The organism is Microbulbifer maximicatervae (SeqCode) (assembly GCF_052467695.1).
In genome coordinates this window covers 5,152,117-5,177,034 of the sequence record NZ_CP174320.1, presented here as the reverse complement: position 1 = coordinate 5,177,034, position 24,918 = coordinate 5,152,117, and the positions used below count along the sequence as shown (strand labels likewise).

The 24,918-nt window shown below is 51.6% G+C and carries 22 protein-coding genes and 1 pseudogene; 18 read left to right on the top strand and 5 right to left on the bottom strand.

Annotation, left to right across the window (positions count from 1 at the left end):
- Positions 1–22: 22 nt before the first annotated feature.
- The 11 genes and pseudogenes from ACJJI8_RS22765 to rnhB all read left to right on the top strand — a co-directional run bounded on the left by ACJJI8_RS22765 (position 23) and on the right by rnhB (position 12,573).
- Positions 23–868 (top strand): phosphatidate cytidylyltransferase, encoded by an 846-nt coding sequence (locus tag ACJJI8_RS22765; protein WP_413662816.1) that lies wholly within the window; start codon positions 23–25, stop codon positions 866–868.
- 109 nt (positions 869–977) lie between these two features.
- The gene (gene ispC / locus ACJJI8_RS22760) at positions 978–2,162 is read left to right on the top strand and encodes a 1-deoxy-D-xylulose-5-phosphate reductoisomerase (RefSeq protein WP_444933828.1); all 1,185 of its coding nucleotides are present in this window, start codon (positions 978–980) and stop codon (positions 2,160–2,162) included.
- Between the two features lie 60 nt (positions 2,163–2,222).
- Complete coding sequence (gene rseP / locus ACJJI8_RS22755) at positions 2,223–3,578, top strand: RIP metalloprotease RseP (RefSeq protein WP_444933827.1); 1,356 nt, start codon at positions 2,223–2,225, stop codon at positions 3,576–3,578.
- Positions 3,579–3,689: 111 nt separating this feature from the next.
- Positions 3,690–4,967, top strand: a pseudogene (bamA, locus tag ACJJI8_RS22750) (outer membrane protein assembly factor BamA); the annotation flags it as partial.
- A 61-nt stretch (positions 4,968–5,028) separates the two neighbouring features.
- Positions 5,029–7,611 carry an outer membrane protein assembly factor BamA gene (bamA, locus tag ACJJI8_RS22745; RefSeq protein ID WP_444933826.1) on the top strand — a complete coding sequence of 861 codons (2,583 nt, stop codon included), beginning with the start codon at positions 5,029–5,031 and terminating at the stop codon, positions 7,609–7,611.
- Between the two features lie 68 nt (positions 7,612–7,679).
- Entirely contained in the window at positions 7,680–8,195 is a 516-nt protein-coding gene (locus ACJJI8_RS22740; RefSeq protein WP_413662813.1) for an OmpH/Skp family outer membrane protein, read from the top strand.
- 14 nt (positions 8,196–8,209) lie between these two features.
- Positions 8,210–9,271, top strand: a complete 1,062-nt coding sequence (gene lpxD / locus ACJJI8_RS22735; RefSeq protein WP_444933825.1) for a UDP-3-O-(3-hydroxymyristoyl)glucosamine N-acyltransferase — start codon at positions 8,210–8,212, stop codon at positions 9,269–9,271.
- Between the two features lie 78 nt (positions 9,272–9,349).
- Positions 9,350–9,790 (top strand): 3-hydroxyacyl-ACP dehydratase FabZ, encoded by a 441-nt coding sequence (gene fabZ, locus ACJJI8_RS22730; protein ID WP_108734005.1) that lies wholly within the window; start codon positions 9,350–9,352, stop codon positions 9,788–9,790.
- Positions 9,791–9,896: 106 nt separating this feature from the next.
- Positions 9,897–10,676: an acyl-ACP--UDP-N-acetylglucosamine O-acyltransferase gene (gene lpxA / locus ACJJI8_RS22725; RefSeq protein ID WP_444896539.1), complete on the top strand. Its 780-nt coding sequence runs from the start codon at positions 9,897–9,899 to the stop codon at positions 10,674–10,676.
- A 101-nt stretch (positions 10,677–10,777) separates the two neighbouring features.
- Complete coding sequence (lpxB, locus tag ACJJI8_RS22720) at positions 10,778–11,947, top strand: lipid-A-disaccharide synthase (protein ID WP_444933824.1); 1,170 nt, start codon at positions 10,778–10,780, stop codon at positions 11,945–11,947.
- An 8-nt stretch (positions 11,948–11,955) separates the two neighbouring features.
- Positions 11,956–12,573, top strand: coding sequence for a ribonuclease HII (rnhB, locus tag ACJJI8_RS22715; protein WP_444933823.1), 618 nt, complete (start codon positions 11,956–11,958; stop codon positions 12,571–12,573).
- 15 nt (positions 12,574–12,588) lie between these two features.
- Here rnhB and ACJJI8_RS22710 read toward each other — a convergent pair whose 3' ends face one another.
- Both ACJJI8_RS22710 and ACJJI8_RS22705 read right to left on the bottom strand, forming a co-directional pair.
- Positions 12,589–13,851, bottom strand: coding sequence for an HlyC/CorC family transporter (locus tag ACJJI8_RS22710; protein WP_413662809.1), 1,263 nt, complete (start codon positions 13,849–13,851; stop codon positions 12,589–12,591).
- A 79-nt stretch (positions 13,852–13,930) separates the two neighbouring features.
- Positions 13,931–14,731 carry a cytochrome C assembly family protein gene (locus tag ACJJI8_RS22705; protein ID WP_444933822.1) on the bottom strand — a complete coding sequence of 267 codons (801 nt, stop codon included), beginning with the start codon at positions 14,729–14,731 and terminating at the stop codon, positions 13,931–13,933.
- 205 nt (positions 14,732–14,936) lie between these two features.
- On the opposite strand from ACJJI8_RS22705, the gene ffh reads away from it, so the two are divergent.
- The 6 genes from ffh to ACJJI8_RS22675 all read left to right on the top strand — a co-directional run bounded on the left by ffh (position 14,937) and on the right by ACJJI8_RS22675 (position 19,582).
- Positions 14,937–16,349, top strand: a complete 1,413-nt coding sequence (gene ffh, locus ACJJI8_RS22700; protein WP_444893186.1) for a signal recognition particle protein — start codon at positions 14,937–14,939, stop codon at positions 16,347–16,349.
- Between the two features lie 155 nt (positions 16,350–16,504).
- Positions 16,505–16,744 carry a 30S ribosomal protein S16 gene (rpsP, locus tag ACJJI8_RS22695; protein WP_108733998.1) on the top strand — a complete coding sequence of 80 codons (240 nt, stop codon included), beginning with the start codon at positions 16,505–16,507 and terminating at the stop codon, positions 16,742–16,744.
- 22 nt (positions 16,745–16,766) lie between these two features.
- Positions 16,767–17,306 (top strand): ribosome maturation factor RimM, encoded by a 540-nt coding sequence (gene rimM, locus ACJJI8_RS22690; RefSeq protein WP_108735295.1) that lies wholly within the window; start codon positions 16,767–16,769, stop codon positions 17,304–17,306.
- A gap of 12 nt (positions 17,307–17,318) precedes the next feature.
- A complete protein-coding gene (gene trmD / locus ACJJI8_RS22685) occupies positions 17,319–18,083 on the top strand; it encodes a tRNA (guanosine(37)-N1)-methyltransferase TrmD (RefSeq protein WP_413662806.1) in 765 nt (254 codons plus the stop codon).
- A gap of 73 nt (positions 18,084–18,156) precedes the next feature.
- A complete protein-coding gene (rplS, locus tag ACJJI8_RS22680) occupies positions 18,157–18,513 on the top strand; it encodes a 50S ribosomal protein L19 (protein ID WP_282934563.1) in 357 nt (118 codons plus the stop codon).
- A gap of 319 nt (positions 18,514–18,832) precedes the next feature.
- On the top strand, positions 18,833–19,582 hold the full coding sequence (locus ACJJI8_RS22675) for a DsbC family protein (RefSeq protein WP_282933659.1): 750 nt from the start codon (positions 18,833–18,835) through the stop codon (positions 19,580–19,582).
- Between the two features lie 52 nt (positions 19,583–19,634).
- On the opposite strand, the gene aspA is transcribed toward ACJJI8_RS22675, so the two are convergent.
- From aspA to ACJJI8_RS22660, 3 genes are all read right to left on the bottom strand, one after another.
- A complete protein-coding gene (gene aspA / locus ACJJI8_RS22670; protein ID WP_444933821.1) occupies positions 19,635–21,101 on the bottom strand; it encodes an aspartate ammonia-lyase in 1,467 nt (488 codons plus the stop codon).
- 107 nt (positions 21,102–21,208) lie between these two features.
- Positions 21,209–22,024 carry a helix-turn-helix domain-containing protein gene (locus tag ACJJI8_RS22665; protein ID WP_444917807.1) on the bottom strand — a complete coding sequence of 272 codons (816 nt, stop codon included), beginning with the start codon at positions 22,022–22,024 and terminating at the stop codon, positions 21,209–21,211.
- Positions 22,025–22,129: 105 nt separating this feature from the next.
- Positions 22,130–23,143: an asparaginase gene (locus tag ACJJI8_RS22660; protein WP_444896547.1), complete on the bottom strand. Its 1,014-nt coding sequence runs from the start codon at positions 23,141–23,143 to the stop codon at positions 22,130–22,132.
- A 404-nt stretch (positions 23,144–23,547) separates the two neighbouring features.
- On the opposite strand from ACJJI8_RS22660, the gene ACJJI8_RS22655 reads away from it, so the two are divergent.
- On the top strand, positions 23,548–24,870 hold the full coding sequence (locus tag ACJJI8_RS22655; protein WP_444928233.1) for a homoserine dehydrogenase: 1,323 nt from the start codon (positions 23,548–23,550) through the stop codon (positions 24,868–24,870).
- Positions 24,871–24,918: the final 48 nt, after the last annotated feature.

Here is a 24,918-nt window from a genome sequence, read left to right as displayed (position 1 = left end):
GTTACTAACAAAGGGGTTTGCGGTGCTAAAACAAAGAATAATTACTGCTTTGGTGCTATTGGCACTGTTTATGGGGGTATTGTTTTTACTTCCAATGCAGTGGTTTTCACTGATATTTGTGGCGGTTATCTTGCTGGCGGGCTGGGAGTGGGCCAACCTCTCGAATTTGAATCGAGCCTTGCGCTTCGTTTTTTTGGCCGCATTGGGGTTAACCCTAATGGTCACGGCTCAATACGTCTTTTCAATGAATTTTGATGATCCAGATATCGATCGCGGCCGCCAGATTCTGGCCGTGGCCTGTGGTTGGTGGGCGCTCGCTTTCTTGTGGGTGCAGAGCTACCCGTCCAGTGCTGCTCTGTGGGGCAACCGGTGGGTACGCGGCCTGATAGGCCTTGTTGTGTTAGTTCCAACCTGGTTGTCACTGGTAGTTTTGCGGGGCTTGGATCACGGCGCCTGGCTGGTTCTTTATGTGGTGGCGATCGTTGCAGCGGCGGATGTCGGTGCTTATTTTGTCGGCCGCAAGTTTGGTAAGCGGAAGTTGGCTAGAGAAGTTAGTCCGGGCAAGTCCTGGGAGGGCTTTTTCGGTGGTTTGGGTGCTTGCTTGATTTTGGCCCTCGTAACTTCCTACCTATTTGAGCTTCCACTGAAAAATACTGTCTTGTTCACTTTTGGTGTCTTGGTTACTGCACTGGCTTCAGTTATTGGGGACCTGGTGGAGAGCATGTTTAAGAGGCACAGAGGGATTAAGGATAGTAGTCATATGTTACCGGGGCACGGTGGCATCCTCGATCGGATAGATAGCCTTTCCGCGGCTCTTCCAGTGTTTACAATGGCCGCACTAGCGAGCGAGCTGCCGAAATACTTGTAGAGGCGTTTCCGCTCCAGTTTTGTGTTTTATTCGCTAGCGCCCAGCTTAATGCTGGGCGTGCAATTGTTTGGTGGCAGCAATATTGCTACCAGAGGTACGAAAAGGGCCTATGCAAGTAATTCCCCCGCAACAAATTACCGTTCTCGGCTCCACTGGTTCGATCGGCGTGAGCACCCTGGATGTGTTGGCGCGACACCCGGAAAAATATTCTGTTTTTGCCCTTACCGCCCGTGAAAGGGTTGCCGACCTTGCTCAGCAGTGTCGGCGGTTTAAGCCTCAATATGCTGTTGTTGTCGATGAGGCGCGAGCTGAAGAGTTGCGAGTACTGCTTGGCGATGAAGTGGATACGGAAGTCCTAAGTGGGGTGGAAGGCTTGTGTCGTGTTGCCTCCGATACTCAGGTCGATACAGTCATGGCGGCGATCGTGGGAGCTGCGGGATTGCGCCCAACCTTGGCGGCAGTAGACGCGGGCAAGAAAGTGTTACTGGCGAACAAAGAAGCGCTTGTTATGGCGGGCCCAATATTTCAGAGGGCCTTGAATAAGAGTGGTGCGCAACTGTTGCCGATTGATAGTGAGCACAATGCAATCTTTCAATGTTTGCCATTCCCCTGTGAGGATCTCGAAGCTGCGGGCGTGGAAAAAATACTGCTTACGGGTTCGGGCGGGCCATTTCGCACACGGGCTGCGAATGAGTTGGGGGCGGTGACGCCGGATGAAGCTTGTGCACACCCCAATTGGTCGATGGGCCGGAAGATTTCTGTTGACTCCGCCACAATGATGAATAAAGGGCTCGAATTTATAGAAGCGTGCTATTTGTTTAATGCGCGCCCTGAGCAGATTGAGATAGTCGTGCACCCCCAGAGTATTATTCACTCAATGGTACAGTATCGGGATGGCTCTTTACTGGCGCAGATGGGTAATCCGGATATGCGCACGCCTATCGCCCATGCCCTGGCTTTTCCCCTGCGCATTGATGCAGGGGTACCAGCTTTGGATCTGATTGCGCAAGGCAGGCTGGATTTTGAGGCCCCGGATTTTAATCGTTTTCCTTGTCTGCGTTTGGCGCGAGAGGCTGTTAATGAGGGAAAAAGTGCTCCAACAGTCTTAAATGCAGCGAATGAAATTGCAGTAGAAGCCTTCCTGGAGGGGCGTCTAGCATTTACTGATATTGCATTGGTGATAGAAAAAGTGATGAATAGGGCTCCCGTTGTTGAACTGTCGGGACTCGAGGCAGTCGAAGCCATTGATTTCAATGCGCGAGAACTGGCCAAGCAGGCGCTTGCCGCCCTCTAAACACATTGCCCGGCGTATAATGGCCGCTAAATTGCGTATGACAAGAAGTTGTAGCTGAGTATGGATCTAATTCAGACGGTAATCTGGGCCTTGGTGGCTCTCGGTGTACTGGTATCTTTCCACGAGTTTGGGCACTTTCTTGTAGCACGTCTGTGTGGTGTTAAGGTGCTGCGCTTTTCTGTGGGGTTCGGCCGCCGGTTGATCTCCCGCTATGATCGCCACGGTACCGAATTCACTATTTCCGCTATCCCCCTCGGTGGTTACGTAAAAATGCTCGATGAGCGCGAGGGGCCTGTAGCGGCTGAAGAGCTGGATCAGGCGTTTAACCGCAAGAGCGTATGGGCGAGGATGGCGATTGCCGCTGCCGGCCCTGCCGCTAACTTTCTTTTGGCGGTAGTCTTTTTCTGGGCGGTGTTCCTCGGTGGAACAGCGGGCCCGGTTCCTATTGTGAAATCCGTTGAGCCCGGGAGTATTGCTGCGTCGGCAGGCCTTGAGTCCGGGCAGGAAATTGTTGCTGTTGATGGTGAGGCTACCCCCACTTGGCAGGCCCTCAATTGGCGCCTGGCAAACCGCCTGGGTGATAGTGGCACCATAGAATTCTCTGTGCGCTATCCGGATTCCAACCTCGAATACCATATGGTGGCGGATATCAATCGCTGGCTTGCCGGCCGTGAAGTTCCCGATCCGCTCGGGGAGATTGGACTGCAGCTCTGGACTCCACCGGTGAGTATGACTCTTCATAATGTAGTGGAGGGGAGTCCGGCAGCCTCAGCTGGACTCAAGGCTGGAGACAAGATTGTCTCGACCGATGGCCGTGACTTTTCATCTTTTCAAAGCTGGACCGATTATGTGAGAGCCCGCGCTGGTGTTCCAATGGATATCACTGTCGAGCGTGGAGGCGAACCGCTGACGGTGTCCGTAACACCGGCGGAGATCAAGCTGGATAGTGGTGAAACCATAGGGCAGGTCGGAGTGCAGCCGGTATCAGAGACTTGGCCGGATGATCGAGTACGGATTTACCACTATGGGGTGAGCGGCGCTTTAGTAAAGGGCTTGCAGGAGACCTGGGATAAAACAGTCTTTACCCTGAATAGCTTGAAGAAACTATTATTTGGTCAACTTTCGACCAAAAACTTGAGTGGCCCCATTACCATTGCTAAAGTGGCGGGTACTTCCGCGGAAGCGGGATGGCAGTCATTCCTGTCATTGCTGGCGTTACTCAGTATTAGTCTTGGTGTACTCAATCTGTTGCCTATCCCGGTACTCGATGGTGGTCACCTCCTTTACTACGGTATTGAGGCGATCAAGGGGTCCCCTGTTTCAGAGAGGGTGCAGGTGATTGGTTTACAAGTGGGCATGGCCCTGGTGCTCTGCATTATGGGACTAGCTCTGTACAACGATATTTTACGTTTGTAGTGCCCTGGATTAACTTTTTTCCAGGCTGATAATGTGAGTGAGATTTTTATACGTGTGAGACGTTTTGTCTTGGCACGATTTTGTTGTGAGTAAAAGCGACTCGGAAGCGGTATGAAGTATTTGCTGAAAGCGATCTTTCTGGGCCTGGTGCTGCCTCTCAGCGCTTTGGCACAGTCGTTCGTTCTCAGCGATATCCGAGTAGACGGGTTACAGCGGGTTTCTGCAGGTACAGTTTTTTCAGCGCTTCCTATTCGGGTAGGCGACGAAGTTGAGCCTGGCGAGATTCAGGATGCAACCCGAGTATTGTTCCGTACAGGTTTTTTTGAAGATATTCAGATTGGCCACGAAAACAGCGTTCTTGTTATTACCGTGAGAGAACGGCCGGCTATATCAAAGATAGATATATCAGGGAACAAGGCGATTGCCACTGAGGATCTACTGAAGGCGATGAAGGAATACGGTCTCGCCGAAGGCCAGATCCTAAAGCGTTCGACCCTCAGGGGGTTGACCCAGGAGTTTGAACGCCAGTACGTGGCGCAGGGTCGATATGGCGCCAGTGTTAAAGCGGAGCTCAAGGAGCTGCCACGCAACCAGGTTGAACTGCGGGTTGCTGTCGATGAAGGGGCTGTTGCTGCGATTAATCATATTAATGTCGTAGGAAATCGTGCCTTTTCTGATAAAGAGCTGGAAGAGATTTTTGAGCTTAAAACTACTGGCTGGCTCTCTTGGTTGCGCAGTGATGATAAGTATTCTAGTGAGAAGCTCACTGGTGATTTGGAGCGCTTAAAGTCCTATTACCTGGATCGTGGATATCTTGATTTCCAGATTGATTCGACTCAGGTATCTCTAGGGCCGGACAAGAAGAGTGTATTCATTACCATTAACGTGGTTGAGGGTGGTGTTTACACGGTTAGTGAGGTGGAAATTGCTGGAAACCCGATAGTAGCGGAGGAGGAAATCAACCGCATGCTATTGGTGCGAGAAGGTCAGCGGTTCTCCCAAGCGAGGGTGACGACCACTTCAGACTATATTGCTAAACGCTTGGGCAACAAAGGTTACGCTTTTGCCGAAGTGAATGGCATTCCTGAGGCCAATGAAGAAGAAAGTACAGTAAAAATTACCTTCTTTGTTGATCCGGGAAAGCGCACTTATGTGCGACGTATTAGTTTTCGCGGGAACACTCGCACCGCAGATGAAGTCTTGCGGCGTGAACTGCGCCAGATGGAGTCAGCTTTGGCTTCCTCTGCGCGTATAGAGCAATCCAAAGTGCGTCTTGAACGCCTTGGATACTTGAAGGTAGTGAAAGTTGAAACAACTAAGGTGTCCGGCACCTCAGACCGGCCCGATGTTGATTACATGGTAGAGGGGCAACCCTCTGATTCTGGGGGAGCGGGGCGCTAGTTGGCGCTGTAACTCCTGGATTGCGAATAAAAACACCTGGAATTAGTAGATGAAACATTTCCTGAAAGCGGCTTCTCTTAGCCTGGCACTGCCTCTCAGTGCTTTAGCACAGTCATTTGTAGTTGATGACATCCGTGTGGAAGGGCTGCAGCGTGTCTCTGCCGGTACCGTATTCTCAGCTCTCCCTGTGCGAGTAGGGGATGAGGTGGAGACACTGGAAATTCAGAGTGCCACACGGGCACTGTTTCGCACTGGTTACTTTGAGGATATTCAAATCGGCCAGGAGAATGGTGTCCTGGTTATCACTGTGCGCGAGAGACCTGCAATTTCCAAGATTGAAATTACGGGTAACAAGGCGATTGCAACAGAAGACTTGTTGAAAGGCATGCAGGAGAATGGCCTTTCAGAGGGGCAGATCTTCAAGCGCGCTACCCTTGAGGGGCTGGCCCAGGAGCTACAGCGCCAATATGTTGCCCAGGGACGCTATGACGCCAGTGTTAAAACTGAAGTAAAAGAGTTGCCACGCAACCAGGTTGAGCTTCGCGTAATTGTCGATGAAGGCTCAGTGGCCGCTATTAAGCACATCAATATTGTCGGTAACAAAGCGTTTTCCGATGAAGAGCTTGGGGAGATTTTCGAGCTGCAAACTACCGGTTGGTTGTCGTGGCTGCGCAGTGATGACAAGTATTCCCGAGAGAAATTGACCGGCGACCTAGAGCGTCTCGAATCCTATTACCTGGATCGTGGGTACCTGGATTTTAAAATTGACTCCACCCAGGTTTCCCTGAGTCCTGATAAAGAGAGTGTATTTATCACCGTCAATGTGTTTGAGGGCGATGTTTACACCATTAGTGAAGTGGATCTGGCGGGTGACCCTGTAGTTCCAGAGGAAGAGGTTAAGCGCTTGCTACTGGTGCGGGAAGGGCAGACCTTTTCCCAAGTTCGCATGACAACAACCTCGGATTACATTACCAAGCGTCTGGGGAATGAGGGCTATACCTTTGCTGAGGTTAATGGTATCCCCGAGCCCAATAAAGAAGAGAAAACGGTAAAAATTACCTTCTTTATCAACCCTGGCAAGCGGGCTTACGTTCGTCGAATTAATTTCCGAGGTAATACTCGCACCACAGATGAGGTTTTGCGCCGCGAGATGCGTCAGATGGAATCAGCTTCTGCTTCCTCTGCCCGTATAGAACAGTCTAAAGTCCGCCTTGAACGCCTGGGCTACTTCAAGGAAGTAGAGGTGGAAACCAGTGAGGTGCCGGGTACTTCTGACCAGATTGATGTTGAATACACCGTTGAAGAGCAGCCTTCAGGTTCTATCGGTGGCACTATAGGTTGGGCCCAGAGCAGTGGCTTGGTGTTGGGTGCTAATATCCAAGAGAATAACTGGTTAGGTACGGGTAAATCCGTAGGTATTGGGTTGAATGCCTCCACCTACCAGACTTCTGTGAACTTCTCCTACCTCGACCCTTACTTCACACCGGATGGTGTGAGCCGTGGCTTTAATGTTTTCTACACAGAGAATGATTACTCCGAGGTTAACCTCTCTGACTACAACACCACGACTTATGGTGGTGGTGTTAGTTTTGGCTACCCGATGTCAGAAATTTCTCGTCTCGGGTTGAATATTAATTTCAACCACTTGGAATTAACCGCTTCAAGTAGCTCTGTGCAGGAGATTTCCACAACACCTCAGCCAATTGATGGTGTGACCGGTGTTATTACCGATGCTGAGGCTAATGATATTCTTACGGCTTTGGACGAGGGTATTGCTGAAGACTTGGCAATGTCATTAACTGATGATCTATTTCCCACTCCAGATGGCTTTATTGATCGCTATGGAGATGCCTTTAACAGTTTAAGCCTCACGGCATCTTATGCGCGATCAACTTTAAATAGAGGCGTTTTGGCAACCAGAGGAGCATCTCAGAACTTTTCTGCTGAGTTTTCTGTTCCAGGCAGTGATCTTGAATATTACAAGCTTGTTTATACTGGGCAGTATTTCCGCCCATTAACGAAGAGTTTGACTCTGCGTTTACGTACTCGTTTGGGATACGGTGACGGTTTCGGGGACCTTGATGAGCTGCCGTTCTTCAAGAACTTCTATGCGGGTGGCTTTGGCTCTGTGAGGGGCTTTGAGCGAAATACTTTAGGTCCACGCTCCACCCCAGCGATTGGGTTAGGACCTTACGTATACCCAGATGGAGTTACTGCTACTACACTCGCTCCCTGCGCAACAGATGGGGAATCAATAACGCAGACTTGCTACTTGGTTGATGATAATGGGGATCTGGTGACATTTGACAGAGATGATGCTGACCCCTTCGGTGGTAATATTTTAGTTGAGGGTAGTGCGGAAATTATCTTCCCACTGCCGTTTATCAAGGATCAGCGTTCTTTGCAAACAGCTTTCTTTATCGATGCGGGTAACGTTTTCGATACCAGTTGTGGAGATACCCAGATCAACTGTTACGATGTGGACTTTGGTAAGATGAATGTCTCTGCGGGAATTGGCTTGACCTGGATTACCGGGTTTGGTCCGCTGACATTCAGCTTGGCCAAACCGCTGAAGAAAAATGATGATGATGATGTGGAAGCATTCCAGTTCACCCTGGGTAACAGCTTCTAAATTTGTCAGATAAAATGAATTAGGCGTATATCAGCGCAATTAAAATAAAATCTATTGGAGAGACCGACGTGCTTAAGAATGTAAAAATTGTTGCAGTATTACTTGCAGGTATGACCTTGTCCGGCGCAGCGCTGGCGCAAACCAAGGTTGCGGTACTTAACCTACAAGCTGCGATCATGAGCACAGATGCAGCTAAAACCAAGGTTAACTCCTTGAAGACCAGCTCTGAATATTCGAAGCTGCAGAGCAGTGCCGAGTCAATTCGTTCTGAGCTGCAAAAAATGGCTGAAGATGCCAAGAAAAACAGTGTGACCTGGTCCGATGAGCAGAAGACTGAGTACCAGCGCAAGATGAATTTCCAGCGCTCAGATTTTGAGACAACGGTGAAAAAATTGCGTGCAATGGAAGCTCAAGTGGGTCAAGAGATCCAGGCTTCTATGGGACCAAAGGCTAGGGATGCCCTGGACGCACTGATTAAAGAGCAGAAGCTTGACGTAGTGCTGGATTCCAATACTGCCTACTATGTAAGTCCCAGCGTCGACCTGACAGAGGCTGTTGTTAAGCGTATGAACGCAGCCAAGTAAGTCGATAGTCTTATATGAAAGATAGCTTTTCTCTTGCCCAGTTGGCGCAAGAGCTGGGGGCCGACTTGCGGTTGGCGCCCGGTTCAGATTCCAATCAAAAAGTTCAGGGTTTAAATACACTGCAGGATGCCGGTGCAGAGCACTTGGCTTTCCTCGCAAGCCCTAATTATCGACGCTTTCTGAAAACGACCAAAGCTGCCGCAGTGCTGGTATCGGAAGAGTTTGTTGAAGAGTGCCCGGTAACGGCTTTATGTGTTGCGGACCCCTACTTGGCCTTTGCTCAAGCAACAGCCCTGTTCGATACAACTCCTGAAGCACCTATTGGTATTCACCCCTCTGCAGTGGTTCACCCCACGGCAGAGATTGGTGCTGGTGTCAGTGTGGGGCCCGGCTCTGTGGTCGAGGCCTACGCAAAATTGGAGCCTGGAGCGATTGTTGGTGCTAACTGCTATGTTGGTGAGGGCAGTTTAGTCGGTGCAGGAACACGCCTGTATGCCGGCGTTGTTTTTCATCATAACTGCTCTATCGGTGCACACGGTATTATTCACAGCCAGACGGTTATTGGAGCCGATGGCTTCGGGTTTGCGCCTAATAAAGGCAGCTGGGTGAAAATTCACCAGCTTGGTGGAGTGCAAATTGGCGAAGATGTGGAAATTGGAGCCAATACCTGTATAGACCGTGGAGCTTTGGGTGATACGGTAATTGGGCGAGGAGTCAAGATCGACAATCTGGTCCAAATCGCGCACAATGTGAAGATTGGTGACTACACGGCCATAGCCGGGTGTGCCGTAATTGCCGGTAGTGCTGAGATAGGGAAGCATTGTCTTCTCGGTGGCTGTAGCCGTATTAACGGACACATAACGATTGCAGATGGCAGTCAGGTGTCGGGCAACACGTTTGTTACTAAATCGATAAAGGATAAAGGTAGCTACTCTGGAGCGCTATCCTTTGCCGATAGTTCTACCTGGCGTCGTAATGCTGTGCGTTTTGGTCAGTTGGATCAAATGGCGCGCAGATTGAAAGATTTGGAAAAACAGGTTCAGGCACTGTCCCAAAAGAGTGGGACAAGCGATTGAACTTTAGTTATTAATTAATTTGGCTTTGTTGTTTTCGGGGCGTTTTACGCCCCGAAGTGGTTTCTGGGGGCATTTGGAATGATGGATGTACGTGAAATTCGCGAGTACCTGCCGCACCGTTATCCTTTTTTGTTGGTGGATCGTGTAGTAGAGCTCGAAGAAGGGAAGTATATAAAAGGCTATAAAAACATTTCTGGAAATGAAGAAGTTTTTAATGGCCACTTTCCGGAAATGCCTATTTTCCCGGGAGTGATGATTGTTGAAGCCCTGGCCCAGGTCTCGGGAATCCTCGGCTTTAAAACGTTTGGTAAAAAACCGGAAGATGGATATCTGTATCTGTTCGGTGGGGTTGATAAGGCGCGCTTTAAGCGTCAGGTGATCCCAGGTGATCGCCTTGAACTCGAGTCTGAAGCGGTATCTGTTCGCAGAAATATCTGGAAATTCGCCTGTAAAGCCAGTGTTGATGGCGAGCTGGCAGCTTCTGTTGATATTCTATGTGCCGTTAAAAAGGTTCAGTAATTCTGTAAAGCTCGCTGGAGAGTTGGATTCAGAATTTTCCGGGTAGCCTTTGTTTTTAAGGGTACAGGTTACCCAGTACGATTAATGCCGAGGAGTAGATCCCAGAATGCAGACAAGTATCCACCCTACAGCTATTGTCGACTCTACGGCAGTAATTGGTTCCGGGGTGAGTATTGGTGCTTACACCATTGTTGGAGCCGGCGTAGAGATAGGTGATGGCTGTGATATTGCCTCTCATGTGGTGCTTAGTGGGCCGACCAAACTGGGGAAAAACAACCGAATCTACCAGTTTGCTTCCGTAGGGCAGGATACCCCGGACAAAAAGTATCGCGGTGAAGAGACGACACTCGTTATTGGCGACAATAACGTGATTCGCGAGGGGGTTACGATCCACCGTGGTACCGTTCAGGACCGAGGTGAGACCACTATTGGTGACGAAAACCTGATCATGGCCTATGCCCATATTGGCCACGATAGTGTTGTTGGTAATCACACTATTATGGTGAATAACTGTGGTTTGGCCGGTCATGTTGTTGTTAAGGACTGGGCGATTCTGAGTGGTTATAGTTTGGTTCACCAGAACTGTACTGTGGGAGAGCATGCTTTCCTGGGAATGGGCGCTGCTATCGGTAAAGACGTCCCTGCTTATGTTATGGTTGCCGGAAACCCTGCCGAAGCAAAGACCATTAACTCAGAAGGGCTGCGCAGACGGGGCTTTTCTAGAGAAGATATTGCCCTGATCAATAAAGCTTACAAGACCGTTTATCGTCGCGGTCTTACTATGCAAGAAGCGCTGCAGGCCTTGATGGAGTTGCGCGAACAATCTCCAGTTATTCAGCCGTGGATAGAGTCTTTGCAATCTTCCACCCGCGGCATTGTTCGCTAATTCACTTCTCTTTGGAGCTGTTTTGTGCAGCTCCGATTGCACTTTATGCAACTCCCATTTAATTCCAACATAAACAGCTCCCCAAGAGGAGGGATATAGGCGTGTCAGAAAAAAATAAGCCGATACGAATTGGTATCGTTGTCGGTGAGGCGTCAGGAGATATCCTCGGTTCTGGTTTAATGGCCGCATTAAAAACTCGGCTTCCCAATGTAGAGTTTGAGGGGATTGCCGGGCCGCGCATGCTGGAACTGGGTGCTAAAAGTTTATTTCCTATGGAGCGGCTATCGGTGATGGGGCTGGTAGAGCCTTTGAAGCGCCTTCCAGAACTGTTGAAAATCCGCAGATCTCTCCGTCGCCACTTTACTGATAACCCTCCCGATCTATTTATTGGTATAGATTCCCCGGACTTTACATTGACTCTTGAGGCTGCACTCAAGGCTGAGGGTATACCCACCGTCCATTATGTCAGTCCTTCGGTTTGGGCCTGGCGGCAGGGTCGAATTAAAAAGATTGCGCGGGCTGTCGACCATATGTTGACCCTGCTTCCATTTGAAGCGAATTTCTACCGAGATAACCAAGTACCGGTGACCTTTGTTGGCCACCCTTTGGCTGATGAAATTCCCCTGCAAGTGGATGTCGCCGGCGAGCGCAAAGCATTGGGCTTTGAGAAAGACGACCGGGTAATTGCCCTTTTGCCTGGCAGTCGTGGAGGTGAGGTTCGCATGCTGGGGCCGTTGTTTCTGCAGACGGCCCGATGGTGCTATCAGCGTCATTCGGATATTAAATTTGTTATTCCCGCTGCCAACAAGCAGCGTATGGATGAGATTCAAGAGCAGCTAAAAGATTACCCTGAACTCCCTATCACTTTACTTGAGGGGCAATCGAGACGGGCCGTTTCAGCGGCAGACTGTGTGCTTATTGCATCGGGTACAGCAACCCTTGAAACGATGTTGCTTAAAAAGCCCATGGTCGTTACCTACAAGCTGGGCAGATTGACGTCTATGATCGTCTCGCGGATGCTGCATACCCCATGGGTTTCGCTACCAAATTTACTTGCCCAAAAAGAACTGGTACCGGAAATTTTGCAGAATGATGCTATTCCGGAGAATCTTGGCGCGGCGGTGATGCAGTACTTTGAAGATCCGCTTCTTGGGGATCATTTAGAGCGCGAGTTTTTCGAGATGCATCAACAGTTGAGACGCAATGCTTCTGAGCGGGCTGCTGATGCCGTGGTGGGGCTGCTGGAAGCTAAGCCTGAATCTGCCGAGTAGTATAAGTTATGAGTAGTAAAACAGAATTGCCCCCCTATGTTTGCCCTTTCAAGGGTGATTTGATTGCAGGTGTCGATGAGGTTGGGCGCGGCCCCTTAGCTGGTGATGTAGTTGCCGCAGCTGTGATTCTTGATCCCAACAAGCCAATTGCCGGGCTTGCCGACTCCAAAAAGCTGACTGAAAAAAAGCGCGAGCGGTTGTTTGATGAGATTTGTGAGCGAGCGCTCAGTTACTCCATAGCTCGTGCAACAGTTGAGGAAATTGACCAGCTAAATATTTTGCAGGCAAGTTTACTGGCGATGCATCGTGCAGTTGCACAGCTATCCGTGCAGCCTGAATTTGTGTTGGTGGATGGCAATAAAAAACCGAACTGGGATTACCCTTGCGATACCGTTGTAAAGGGCGATGGTCGTGTCGCTGCAATTGGGGCGGCATCTATTTTGGCTAAGGTGACCCGTGATAGGGAAATGGTAGTGCTGGACTTTGAATATCCCGGTTACGGCCTTGCAGGTCATAAAGGGTATCCCACCAAGGCGCATATGGAAGCTTTACAGTTGCAGGGTCCCACTCCAATACACCGCACCAGCTTTGCACCGGTAAGGCGCTTGATGGAAGAGGTTGAGTGATTAACGGCTGTAGCGTTACTTGTCGATTCGCTTGATTCTGGCCCGGGTAATCATCTTGTCTGAGACCTCCTCAATTTCCACCAGGTAATTGAGGATGTACAGGCTGATATTGCCGTCGGGGATGCTCTCCAGGTGTTCCATTGCCAGGCCGTTAAAGGTTTTCGGCCCGTCAGTGGGCAGTTCCCAGCCCAGGGTGCGATTAATATCGCGAATAGAAGTGCCGCCCTCGATCATGTACCAGCCATCTTCTATGGCGACTATCTCCTCGTCATCGCTGGGTACTGGACTTGCGGTGAAGTCGCCGACAATTTCCTCCAGCAGATCTTCCAGGGTAACGATACCCATTACCTCTCCGTACTCATCAACTACCAGCCCCATGCGGCGCTTGGTTTTCTGGAAGTTCATCAGCAGTGTAGGGAGTGGTGTTGCCTCGGGTACGAAGTAAGGTTCATCGGTGAAGGAGTTGAGCCGCTCTGCCGTTAAATTTTCCGGTCCGTCGCGCAGTATTTGCGCCGCTTTTCGCAGGTGAAGTATGCCTACTACTCGATTGATGTCACCGCGATATACGGGGAGGCGAGTGTAGGAACTTTCCGCTAGCTGCTGCAGGATCTCTTCGGCGCTGTTTTCCAGGTCAACACCCATGACTTCATTGCGCGGAATCATGATGTCTTCAACGGTTGCCTGGTCCAGGTCCAACACGTTGAGCAACATGCCTTTGTGCTTGCTGGGAAGCAGGGCGCCTGATTCGAATACAACGGTTCGGAGTTCTTCGGGGGCCAGGTGTTCCGCTTCGCTATTCGCTTTTGTTTCGACTCCCAACATGCGCGCCAGGCCGTTGGATATGCCACCAATCAACAGCACCAGGGGAGTGAGCAGCCACTGCAGTGGGCGCAAAATAAATGAGGCGGGGAAAGCAATTTTTTCCGGGTGTAGAGCGGCAATAGTCTTTGGTGTGACCTCAGCAAAAATCAGCAGGGCAAGAGTTAAGACTATGGTGGTGAGTATTTCTCCGTATATCTGCGCGAATACCGAGCCGGCGATTACAGATACAAGAACGTTAACGAGATTGTTGCCGATTAGAATTGAGCCGATCAGCTTGTCCGGGCGTGCGAGCAGCTCTGTGGCGCGCTTTGCCCCGCGGTGCCCGCTTTTGGCTTGGTGCCGCAGGCGATAGCGGTTAAGCGCCATCATGCTGGTTTCGGAGCTGGAGAAGAAGGCGGATATCAGTATCAATAGGGCCAGCAAACCGAATAGCAGGCCCGTGGGCATCTCGTTCAAGGGAGAACTCTTTTTATTTCCAAGCGGGGATATTGGAACATATTGCCGACCTCCGCAAGCTTTGCAGTCGTATATTCGATTACCCGCGCTGGAGAATGACTTCCATAACCAGCTTACTACCAAAATAGGCAAGTAGTAGGGCGGCGAAAGCGCTTAAGGTCCAACGCACAGCGGTATTGCCTCTCCAGCCCAACCTCCAGTGTCCCCATAGGAGTATGGTGTAGAGAACCCAGGCGACCATAGAGAGGGTGGTTTTGTGTATTGGCCCCTCTTCAAACAAGTTGCCAACAAAGACGAAACCGGTTAGCAGGGAGGCGGTGAGCAGTAGTTGCCCGAAAGTGATCAGACCGAACAGCAGTGATTCCATGCTCTGCAATGGTGGCAGAAGGCGGGTGGCGCCTACGGGCCTGTGATTGTGCAGCTGCTGGTTAAGGTAATAGAGGTAGATTGCCTGTAAGGTAGCCAGGGTTAGAAGCGAATAGGCGGAAATAGACAGCAGAGCGTGTACCGCAATGCCGGCAGAGATCTGTTGATGTGGCGTTACGGTGCCCCAAATATGGGATGCGGCAAATTCAGTGGCGGCTCCCACTGGTGCGAAAATAAGAATAAGTAGAGTAAGTGGCCGGCCAACGGCCAGGATCAATAATAGAAAGTTAACTACCCAGGAGATCAGCGAGAGCATTGCCAGCAGGTCAAAGCGATAGCCTTCAGGTGAAAAGAGAACATGTCCCAGGGATATTCCGTGGGTGACAAGTGCACCCGCCAAAAGGCTGAGAAGCAGTTTGGAATTCGGCTGTTGTTTTCGGGCCAGAGCCGCACCTGCAACTATGGTTGTGGCCAGGTAGAGAGCGATAGCTGTCCAGTGGGCGAAAGCCGCCATGGGTAAATCCGTGTCTTCATTATTGCGTTAGGGCAGGAGTGTGTCATAGCCAGTTGAAACAAGGAAGACTTGCGATATTTCGGCTGTGGCGAGACCTGGGCTATACTGCCGCGCCTCAGAGAGGGAGTTGCAGTTTGCTCCCCCCTAATTTCGCGCCCCTCCGCACTGGGGTTGAGTCCGTAAACGGAGAGATCGAGACGAATTTATGTTCGATAACCTGAGTGACCGCTTATCGGCGGCCTTAAAGAAAGTTACCGGTAAAGCGCGCCTTACGGATGACAATATCCGCGATACTTTGCGCGAAGTGCGCAAGGCGCTGTTGGAGGCGGATGTCGCTCTGCCAGTGGTTAAGGCATTTGTTCAGCAAGTGCGCACTGCTGCGGTAGGACAGAAGGTTAGCAAGGCTCTCAACCCGGGGCAGCAGTTCGTCAAGATTGTTCAGGATGAGCTGGTTAAGGTGATGGGTGCGGCTGCAGAGCCTCTCAACCTCGCCGTGCAACCTCCGGCGGTAATCCTGATGGCGGGCCTCCAGGGCGCAGGTAAAACCACCAGTGTGGCCAAGCTGGCCAAATACCTGCAGGAGCGTGAAAAGAAAAAAGTCATGGTGGTGAGTGCGGACGTCTACCGCCCCGCCGCTATCAAGCAGCTGGAGACCTTGGCCGGTGAAGTGGGGGCACAGTTTTACCCCTCTACAGCTGAGCAGAAACCGCTGGATATTGCCAAGGGTGCTGTGGACGCTGCCCGCAAACAATTTGCCGATGTGCTGATTGTGGATACTGCTGGTCGACTGCATGTGGACTCCGAGCTGATGGATGAAATCCGTGAGCTGCACAGCGAGTTGGACCCGGCTGAAACCCTGTTCGTGATCGACGCAATGATCGGTCAGGATGCGGTAAATACCGCAAGTGCCTTTAATGATGCACTGCCGCTGACCGGTGTGATTCTCACCAAGGCCGATGGCGACGCCCGTGGTGGTGCCGCTCTCTCCGTGCGTCACGTCACCGGTAAGCCAATCAAGTTTATCGGTGTTGGTGAAAAGACCGACGCCCTGGAAACCTTCCACCCGGATCGTATCGCCTCCCGTATCCTGGGTATGGGTGACATTCTGTCTCTGATTGAAGAAGCAGAGCAGAAGATTGATAAAGAGAAAGCCGAAAAGCTGGTTAAGAAGGTCCAGAAGGGTAAAGGCTTTGACCTGGAAGACCTGCGCGATCAGTTGCAGCAAATGCAAAATATGGGTGGCTTTGGCTCCCTGTTGGAGAAAATGCCCGGCATGGGCGGTGTAGCGCAGGCTGCACAACAGGCCGATATGGGCAAAGAATTTAAGCGTATGGACGCATTGATTTCCTCCATGACGCCGGCCGAACGCCGCAATCCTGACCTTCTTAACGGTTCGCGCAAGCGCCGCATCGTTGCCGGTTCCGGCACCCAGCTACAGGACTTGAATCGCCTGCTCAAGCAGCACAAGCAGATGGGCAAGATGATGAAGAAGCTCAAAGGCGGGGGCATGGGTAAAATGATGCGCGGCCTCGGCGGCCTGCCCGGTATGGGCGGTGGTATGCCTGGCGGTATGGGCGGTATGCCCGGAGGCCTGCCACCGGGCCTCAAAAAGAAGTAGGGAACCGCAGTTCTCCGGGCGGCTTGGCGACCCTATACAAATCTGGGGTGGTACATTAGAATACGCCGCCTTTCTGCCGGCCCTGCTGCCGGTGCAAAGTTGTTGTGGTGACTGCTTAGTGCGGTTGCCTAGTGTTGAACCTATAGGAAAGTTACATGGTAACCATTCGTTTGGCCCGTGGTGGTGCTAAAAAGCGCCCGTTTTATCATCTGACCGTTACCGACAGCCGCAAATCTCGCGACGGTCGTTTTATTGAGCGTGTTGGTTTCTTCAACCCGGTTGCCCGTGGTCAGGAAGAGCGTCTGCGTGTTGATCGCGAGCGTGTTGATTTCTGGCTGGGTCGTGGCGCACAGGTTTCTGACCGCGTCGGCAAGCTTCTGAAAGAATCTGCTTAATTTGCGCGTAAGTGGTGCTCCTGTGACAGATAACGGAAAACCTTCCGAAGAGTTGGTCACGGTTGGGCGCGTTACTACCGTTTATGGTGTGCGCGGCTGGGTCAAGGTTCACTCCTATACCGAGCCGATGGACAACATCCTGCAGTTCCCTAATTGGCGCTTGCAGGGGCCGAAAGGTTGGGAAGCTCTCGAAATTGACGCTGGTAAGCGTCACGGCAAGGGCTTGATTGTACATGTGAAAGGCATTGATGACCGCGATTTGGCGGCTCGACTTTGCCAGCGCGATATTGCTGTAGCTCGTGAACTGATGCCTGAGCTTGAGCATGGTGAGTATTACTGGCACCAGCTCGAAGGGTTGAAGGTTGTCAGCCATTTCGATGGCGAAGATCACGACTTTGGTACCGTTGCTCGCATGATGGAAACTGGTGCCAACGATGTAATGGTGGTGCGCGGTGGAGCGGATAAGCGCGAGCGCTTGATTCCCTATCTACCTGATCAGTTTATTACCAATATTGACCTGGAAGTCGGTGTAATAACCGTCGACTGGGACCCGGCTTTTTAAGGCGTAGGAGCGATGACAAAACGAATCGCTCTGGTAAGCATTTTTCCGGAGATGTTTGCCGCATTGACCGAGTATGGCGTCAGTGGACGGGCTGTGAAAGATGGCCTTTTAGAAGTTCGCTGTTGGAATCCTCGGGACTTTACCAGTGACAGGCACCGGACTGTGGACGATCGCCCTTACGGCGGCGGACCGGGAATGGTGATGTTAGCTGAGCCCCTTTACCAGGCTCTCGAGGCTGCTCGAGCTTGGGCTGGTGAAGATGGTGAATCTGTACGCAGTATCTACATGTCTCCCCAGGGTCGACAGCTCGATCAGGGTGGAGTGGAGCAGCTGTCTGCAGCTGGCAACCTGGTGTTGTTGGCGGGGCGCTATGAAGGTGTGGATGAGCGTATCGTCGAATCTATGATCGACGAGGAGTGGTCCATTGGTGACTATGTCCTCAGCGGTGGCGAACTGGCTGCTATGGTGATGGTGGATGCTATTACCCGCTTGATTCCCGGCGCACTTGGACACAACCAATCGGCGGTTGAGGACTCTTTCTCCTCTGGCCTGCTGGACTGCCCACACTACACCCGACCGGAACAATATCGGGGAGTAGCGGTACCGGAAGTTTTGCTTTCCGGCAACCATGAAAGAATACGCCGCTGGCGCCTGAAACAGGCATTGGCGCGCACGCAACAGCGACGCCCGGACTTATTGCAAGGGTTGGAGCTGAGCGATGAGCAGAAGTTGTTGCTGGATGAGATCCAGCGGGAACAGAAGCTCGAAGAAAATTGAGGCCGAATTCGCCGGGAGGCGCGAGTAGTTCGGTGAACTAGCTGAGAAGCTACACAATCTGTATTTGGGAGCGATCCAAATGACTAACAAAATTATCCAGCAGCTGGAGCAGGAACAGCTGAAGAGCGAAGTACCTCCCTTCGCACCGGGCGACACTGTAATCGTTCAGGTAAAAGTAAAAGAGGGCAACCGTGAGCGTCTGCAGGCGTTCGAAGGCGTGGTTATCGGTAAGCGCAACCGTGGTCTGAACTCCTCCTTCACCGTGCGTAAAATTTCCCACGGTGTTGGCGTTGAGCGTACTTTCCAGACTCACAGTCCGATGGTTGACAGCCTCAAGGTTAAGCGTCGCGGTGACGTGCGTCAGGCCAAGCTGTACTACCTCCGCAGCCTGACTGGTAAAGCTGCACGTATCAAAGAGAAGCTCAACTAAGCTCTCCTTGATCGCAGAAAAAGGCCGAAGCGTACGCTTCGGCCTTTTTTGTATGTGGGTTAGGAGCAGCTTATTTGGTGTCCCAGATTGGGTCTGCTTGCCTTAACTGACATAAATGGACACGCGCTTCCCCTGGCGCGGGGATACAGTCAATTTCGCTAAAGCGCTCACGTCTTGCGGTGTTTTGCGTAGTCCAAGGTGACTGGATATGTTAAAACGTGCCAATTAGGTTCGCAGCGGCAAAGAGCTGCCATACTGGCTGGAACTGAAGGCCGATGATTAAGTCGAAGCCCAATGAGAATTTAAGGAGCAATTGGTAATGACGCTTATCAAGAAGCCGCTGGCAATCGCTGGCGCGCTACTCAGTCTGGTGGGCTCTGCAGCGTTGGCAGAAGTCGATACCAACGTTGTAAAAACCATCAAGACACGCCTTGAGGCGAGTAATCCCAAAGCAACCTATGGAGAGGTGCGGGAGAGTCCAATTGAGGGGCTTTACGAAGTGGATGTCGATGATGGCAACACGACCCTGTTCGTCTCTGCTGATGGTAATCACTTTGTTTACGGCGATCTCTATCAGGTGAAGGCTGGCGGTGTTGCCAACCTTTCCGAGCAGCGTAGAGCGACGCGCCGCGCTGCTGTTATGGGCGCCCTTGATACAGAAGATATGATTGTCTTCTCCCCAAAAGGTGAAACCAAGGCAAGCGTTTATGTATTTACCGATGTGGACTGCGGTTACTGCCGCAAGCTGCACCAGGATGTGCCCGAGCTGAACAAGCGCGGTATCGAAGTGCGCTACCTGGCATTCCCACGCGGTGGCCTGAATTCCCTGGGGTATCGCAAGCTGGCAACTGCATGGTGTGCGGAAGACAGCAACAAGACGCTGACTGCACTTAAGAACCGTGAAAATGTGCCTTTGGATGTCTGTAAGACAAACCCGGTGGCAGCTCAATACAAGCTGGGCAACGAGGCTATCGATGTGCGCGGTACGCCGACTATCGTGATGGAAGATGGTCGGGTTGTTCCCGGTTACTTACCACCGGATCGCCTGCTTAAAGAGCTGGGAATTTAAGCCCGGCTGATAGCTAAAAAACCGGCAGCCGAGAGGCCGCCGGTTTTTGTTTTCAAGCAGGGTTTTTAATTTCTACTTTTCTCGGCTGGGTCATATTCTCCGGCGCGAGGATATCGTTCAGTTCCTCCTCACTCAGTAACCCCTCATCAAGGATTAACTGCTTCACACTGGCACCGGTAATTAGTGCCTGCTTGGCGATGCGGGTGGCATTTTCATAGCCAATAAACGGGTTTACCGCAGTAATCAGGCCGATGCTGTTCTCAACCAGTTGCAGGCAGTGCTCTTCGTTGGCAGTGATGCCGCTCACACAACGATCCGCAAGCGTGGTCATGGCTTGGGTCATCAGGCGCATGGACTGTAGCAGGTTAAAGGCGATTACTGGCTCCATTACATTGAGCTGCAACTGGCCGGATTCAGCAGCCAGGGTAATCGTGAGGTCGTTGCCGATCACCTGGTAGGCAACCTGGTTAACCACTTCGGGAATAACCGGGTTGACCTTGCCGGGCATAATGGATGAGCCGGGTTGCATCGGCGGCAGGTTAATTTCATTGAGGCCAGCGCGAGGGCCGCTGGAAATCAGGCGTAAATCGCTGCAAATTTTCGAGATCTTAACGGCGATGCGTTTCATTACGCCGGAGAACATCACGAAGGCGCCCATGTCGGAAGTGGCTTCCACCAGGTTTTCTGCGCAGACAAAGTCGATGGCGGAAATCTCTGACAGCGCGTTAACAACCAGCTGGCGATATTCCGGGTCCGTATTAATGCCGGTTCCGATCGCGGTGCCCCCCATATTGATCTCTTTGAATAGAGCGACCAGCTCTTTAACTCTGTCGACATCTTCGCGCACAGTAGCGGCGAAGGCGGCAAACTCCTGGCCCAGAGTCATAGGTACCGCATCTTGCAGCTGGGTGCGCCCCATTTTAATTACTGAGGCAAACTCTTTGGCCTTCTTGTCGAACTCAACGCACAAGCTCTCCATGGACTGAACCAGGTCGCTGTAGCTGAGCAGAATGGCCAGGTTTATCGAGGTTGGATAAACATCATTGGTAGATTGCGACAGGTTTACATGGTTGTTTGGGTGTACTTTTTTGTACTCGGCTTTGTTGTGACCGAGTAATTCCAGCGCGCGGTTGGCAATCACCTCATTGGCATTCATATTGGTAGAAGTACCGGCGCCGCCCTGAATCATATCTACCAAAAATTGATCGTGCAGTTTGCCATCGATAATCTCGTCACAAGCAGTGGCAATGGCATCTTGCAGTTTGGGCTCCAGGTAGCCGAGCTGTCCATTGGCGCTGGCCGCAGCTTTTTTTACCATCGCCAGTGCTTTTACCAGATTGGGGAAGTGATTCAGGGTAATTCCGGTAATCTGGAAATTTTCCAAAGCGCGTAAAGTTTGAATGCCAAAATAGACATCGGCCGGTACTTCGCGCTCACCCAATAAGTCTTTCTCCAAGCGGGTTTCTGCACCTGCACTAAAAACCGGCATTGGTTTGAGTGTGTGGAAATCGTTGGTCATCAGTTTCTCTTCTCTTCATCGTATGGGCCTGTGTGGGGTGGGGTAATATCTCCACCTCCCGCAAGCCTCGTGTTGGGGTAATTTAGTAATTAATTGGGAAGTATTTTTTAGAGTGGTGTCGCAAAGAAACTCTGCGGCCCTTCTGTAGAGGTTGCGCGAATATTCTCGCGGATGTTTTTGTTTATCTCTTCGGACTCAGGACCAAAAACACCACATAATTTCAGTGCATTTTTTATGCTGATGTTGCGACCGAGAGATTCGAGAACTACTTTTGTGCAGACTGGCTCACGCCTGTCACTGGCGGATGCTCCCAGCTTTAATCCGGATAGATAGCTGACTCGGCTTTTATAAGTAGGGTATAAAATAGTTTGTGCGATTTCATTGTGAGTCAGTGATTCATAGCCAACCAAAAAAATACGATCGGCAAGAAAGAGCAGCATGCCTTTATAGCGGGATTTATACCACTCATCCCTGTCTGGGTAGCGCATTCGCTCGAAGCGCTGAAAATAATATCCATCACCATCCGACTCAATATGCAGCAGGCTGCGAATAATATGGTCGGAGAAGGTCATGGAGTAGTGGTACTCGAAATAGAAGCCTAAATATTTATCAGCCCGCCCCTGGGACTCCCGCATCAGAATATCAATATCGCGATTGTAGGGCCTGGCGGGGAGGCTGTCGGAGACGGGCGCGTTGCGCACGCGAACAATTTGGCTGAATTGCTCGTGGGGCATCACGATTTCATGGGGCTCTACGCCAAAAAAATGACATATCTTTCCCAGGGTATATTGGGAGGGTTGAGTGTTACCGTTGAGATATTTATTGAACTGGGCACGATTCACCCCAATTCGCCGGCACACCTCGGCTATGGATGGGTAGAAGCTGCACAGAAGGCGGAGGTTTTGCGAAAAATCGTTGCTCATCGGTATTTTGCTTCTGGATAGAGGTTATCCCTTCAATCCCTGTTGCTCACTCGGTCCTTTTTTAAAGGCGAAGCCATATGGCTTCGCCAATAGTTCCAGTTTCTATCAGTTGGGGTGGTTGCACTCACCGCACAGCGGGCGCTGTAAAAGGGTTTTAATTTCCATATCGGAATAGCCCATTGCCAACAGGTGGTTGAGTTTTACAAAACAGGCTTCGCTGGTCATATCCAGACCACCTATAACACCGGCATCAAGCAGTGCGGAGCCCGCAGCGTATTTACCCAGATCCACCTGGTGTTCCAAACACTGGGACACTGCTACACAAATAGTGCCGAGCTTTGAAGCCTTCTCAAGCTGCTCAGTAAATGCGCTGTCGTCAGTCGGCGCATTGCCGGTGCCGTATGTTTCAATAATCAGGCCCTTGGGGCGGCTCTCTAAAATTTTCTCAATCAGTGAGGGAGATATACCGGGGAATAGTTTCAGTAAAATCACTCCGCCATTGGCATCGGCGGGAATCTGAAACTGCGGTTCACCGGTGGGAACCAGCAGGGCGTTGTGGTCGATATTGACCTGGATGCCCACTTCCCCGAGACAGGGGTAATTGGGGCTGCTAAAAGCATCCAGTGAGCCAGAACTGACCTTCACTGCACGGTTGCCGCGTAGAAGTTTGCCGTTGAAGTAAAGGCAGACCTCCCTGATATCGTCGGAGCCGCTTAATAATAGCGCCGCAATTAAGTTGTTATAGGCGTCGCTACGCATCTCCCGCAAGGGAATCTGGGAACCGGTGACGACCACGGGCTTTTCTATGCCTTGTAGGGCAAAGGACAGTGCTGAGGCGGTGTAGGCCATGGTGTCGGTGCCGTGCAACACCAAAAAGCCTGAGTACTGGCTATAGTTGTCGCGTATCAGGCTGGCAATGTGATACCAGTCCTTTGGTCGCATATTGGCGCTATCCAGCAGTGGGTCGAGTGCCTGGAAATCGTATTGTGGAAGCTGGCCGATAACATCTTGTAAGAGGCGGCCCAGAGCGCCTTCCAGGTCGGCGTCAGGCACATAGCCCGATTCGCTTCGGCGCATTCCCAGGGTTCCGCCTGTATAAAGGATTAGGGTTTTCTTCATTACTCGACCACTATCTGAGTCCGGATTCAGTACGCCCCTATTTTGTGCAAAGGCGCGGTGGATGCAATTTCGCAGGTTGCTGTTACCTGATGCTAGTAGATGCTTCTATAGCATCTACTGAGGACGCTGTTGGTTTCAAGAGGTGATTTTGGGTGACAGAAGTTTCGACTCTACTCTAGCCGGAAGCGGTGCCTTTATGGCGCAATTATATTGACTTTTTTACGTTCCGCTCGGTAAGGTTGATGATCTTTTGTCAATTTTATTTGCATTTATTGCGCGGCTTCCTGTGGTGGCACTTTCTATGTAATCGGGGGTAGATCCCGGTCTGGTTCGCTGCCCCTATAGTTGCGCGGAGGAACATTGTGAGCGCAACAGTGGAAGAGACTGCGGAGGCGGAGGCTCAGGTGGTTGTAAAAAAGGCACCCCGTGCCGTGCGGATCGGTATCTGTGGCTTGGGTACTGTCGGCAGTGGAACGGTGAATGTATTGGCGCGCAATGGGCGGGAAATTGCAGCCCGTTGCGGTCGCGCCCTGGTCATTGAGCAAATAGGTGCGCGCCGCGATAACGCACACTGTGATACCAGCCAGATAAACGTTACCCGGGAAATTTTCGATGTCGCCAATAATCCCAACGTGGATATTTTGGTGGAGCTTATCGGTGGTACTACGGTAGCCAAGGAGCTGGTGCGCACAGCGATTGAAAATGGCAAGCATGTTGTCACCGCTAACAAGGCGTTGATTGCCGAACACGGCAACGAGCTGTTTGAGCTGGCCGCAAAGCACAATGTCACCATTGCCTATGAGGCGGCGGTAGCTGGCGGTATTCCTATTATTAAATCCCTGCGCGAAGGATTGGTGGGCAACCAGGTGCAGTGGCTCGCCGGAATTATTAATGGCACCGGCAATTACATCCTCACTGAGATGCGGGAAAAAGGGCGGAGCTTTGATGAAGCTCTGGCCCAAGCCCAAGCTTTAGGATATGCGGAAGCGGACCCCACTTTTGATGTGGAAGGTATCGATGCTGCCCACAAGCTGGTGATTATGGCTTCCCTGGCATTTGCTATGCCGCTCGCTTTTGACAAGGTGTACACCGAAGGCATCAGCCGGATCTGTAGTGAAGATATTCGCTACGCCGATGAGCTGGGATACCGTATCAAGCATCTGGGGATTGCGCGTCGCACCGATAAGGGCGTGGAGTTGCGGGTGCACCCGACCTTAATCCCCCAGCGCCGCCTGATCGCCAACGTAAACGGCGTTATGAATGCGGTGCTGGTCAGCGGCGATGCTGTGGGACCAACCCTGTATTACGGCGCTGGTGCGGGCGATGAAGCCACGGCATCGGCAGTGATCGCCGATCTTGTTGATGTGGCCCGCACTCTTGAGGCCAAGCCGGAGCACAGAGTGCCGGCAGCGGGTGTCGCCCTTGCGGATCAAGGGGGAACCCAGGTTCTGCCGGAAGAAGATGTTATTACCAGTTATTACCTGCGTATCGCCGCCCACGACAAGCCTGGTGTTATGTCTCAGGTAGCCACCATTTGCAGTGATCAGGGCATTAGCATCGAGGCTCTGATCCAGCACGAACCGGTTGAAGGTGAAGCACTTGTCCCGGTGGTGATTTTGACCAGCCGGGCTGATGAAGCCAGCCTCCGCCAAGCGGTTGCACAAATAGAGGCGTTGGAAACGGTCGAAGGTGAAGTCGTCAGGATTCGTGTCGAGAGCCTCGGATAAACCCCGCGGGCGCCGAGTGACATAATCCCGGGCTCGGTGCCCCAATCA

What these genes read in the sequence shown, in the direction of transcription:
- ispC (WP_444933828.1), top strand. Translation starts at nt 978, where the DNA reads ATGCAAGTAATTCCCCCGCAACAAATTACCGTTCTCGGCTCCACTGGT.
- rseP (WP_444933827.1), top strand. Translation starts at nt 2,223, where the DNA reads ATGGATCTAATTCAGACGGTAATCTGGGCCTTGGTGGCTCTCGGTGTA.
- bamA (WP_444933826.1), top strand. Translation starts at nt 5,029, where the DNA reads ATGAAACATTTCCTGAAAGCGGCTTCTCTTAGCCTGGCACTGCCTCTC.
- lpxD (WP_444933825.1), top strand. Translation starts at nt 8,210, where the DNA reads ATGAAAGATAGCTTTTCTCTTGCCCAGTTGGCGCAAGAGCTGGGGGCC.
- fabZ (WP_108734005.1), top strand. Translation starts at nt 9,350, where the DNA reads ATGATGGATGTACGTGAAATTCGCGAGTACCTGCCGCACCGTTATCCT.
- lpxA (WP_444896539.1), top strand. Translation starts at nt 9,897, where the DNA reads ATGCAGACAAGTATCCACCCTACAGCTATTGTCGACTCTACGGCAGTA.
- rnhB (WP_444933823.1), top strand. Translation starts at nt 11,956, where the DNA reads ATGAGTAGTAAAACAGAATTGCCCCCCTATGTTTGCCCTTTCAAGGGT.
- ACJJI8_RS22705 (WP_444933822.1), bottom strand. Translation starts at nt 14,731, where the DNA reads ATGGCGGCTTTCGCCCACTGGACAGCTATCGCTCTCTACCTGGCCACA.
- ffh (WP_444893186.1), top strand. Translation starts at nt 14,937, where the DNA reads ATGTTCGATAACCTGAGTGACCGCTTATCGGCGGCCTTAAAGAAAGTT.
- rpsP (WP_108733998.1), top strand. Translation starts at nt 16,505, where the DNA reads ATGGTAACCATTCGTTTGGCCCGTGGTGGTGCTAAAAAGCGCCCGTTT.
- trmD (WP_413662806.1), top strand. Translation starts at nt 17,319, where the DNA reads ATGACAAAACGAATCGCTCTGGTAAGCATTTTTCCGGAGATGTTTGCC.
- ACJJI8_RS22675 (WP_282933659.1), top strand. Translation starts at nt 18,833, where the DNA reads ATGACGCTTATCAAGAAGCCGCTGGCAATCGCTGGCGCGCTACTCAGT.
- aspA (WP_444933821.1), bottom strand. Translation starts at nt 21,101, where the DNA reads ATGACCAACGATTTCCACACACTCAAACCAATGCCGGTTTTTAGTGCA.
- ACJJI8_RS22665 (WP_444917807.1), bottom strand. Translation starts at nt 22,024, where the DNA reads ATGAGCAACGATTTTTCGCAAAACCTCCGCCTTCTGTGCAGCTTCTAC.
- ACJJI8_RS22660 (WP_444896547.1), bottom strand. Translation starts at nt 23,143, where the DNA reads ATGAAGAAAACCCTAATCCTTTATACAGGCGGAACCCTGGGAATGCGC.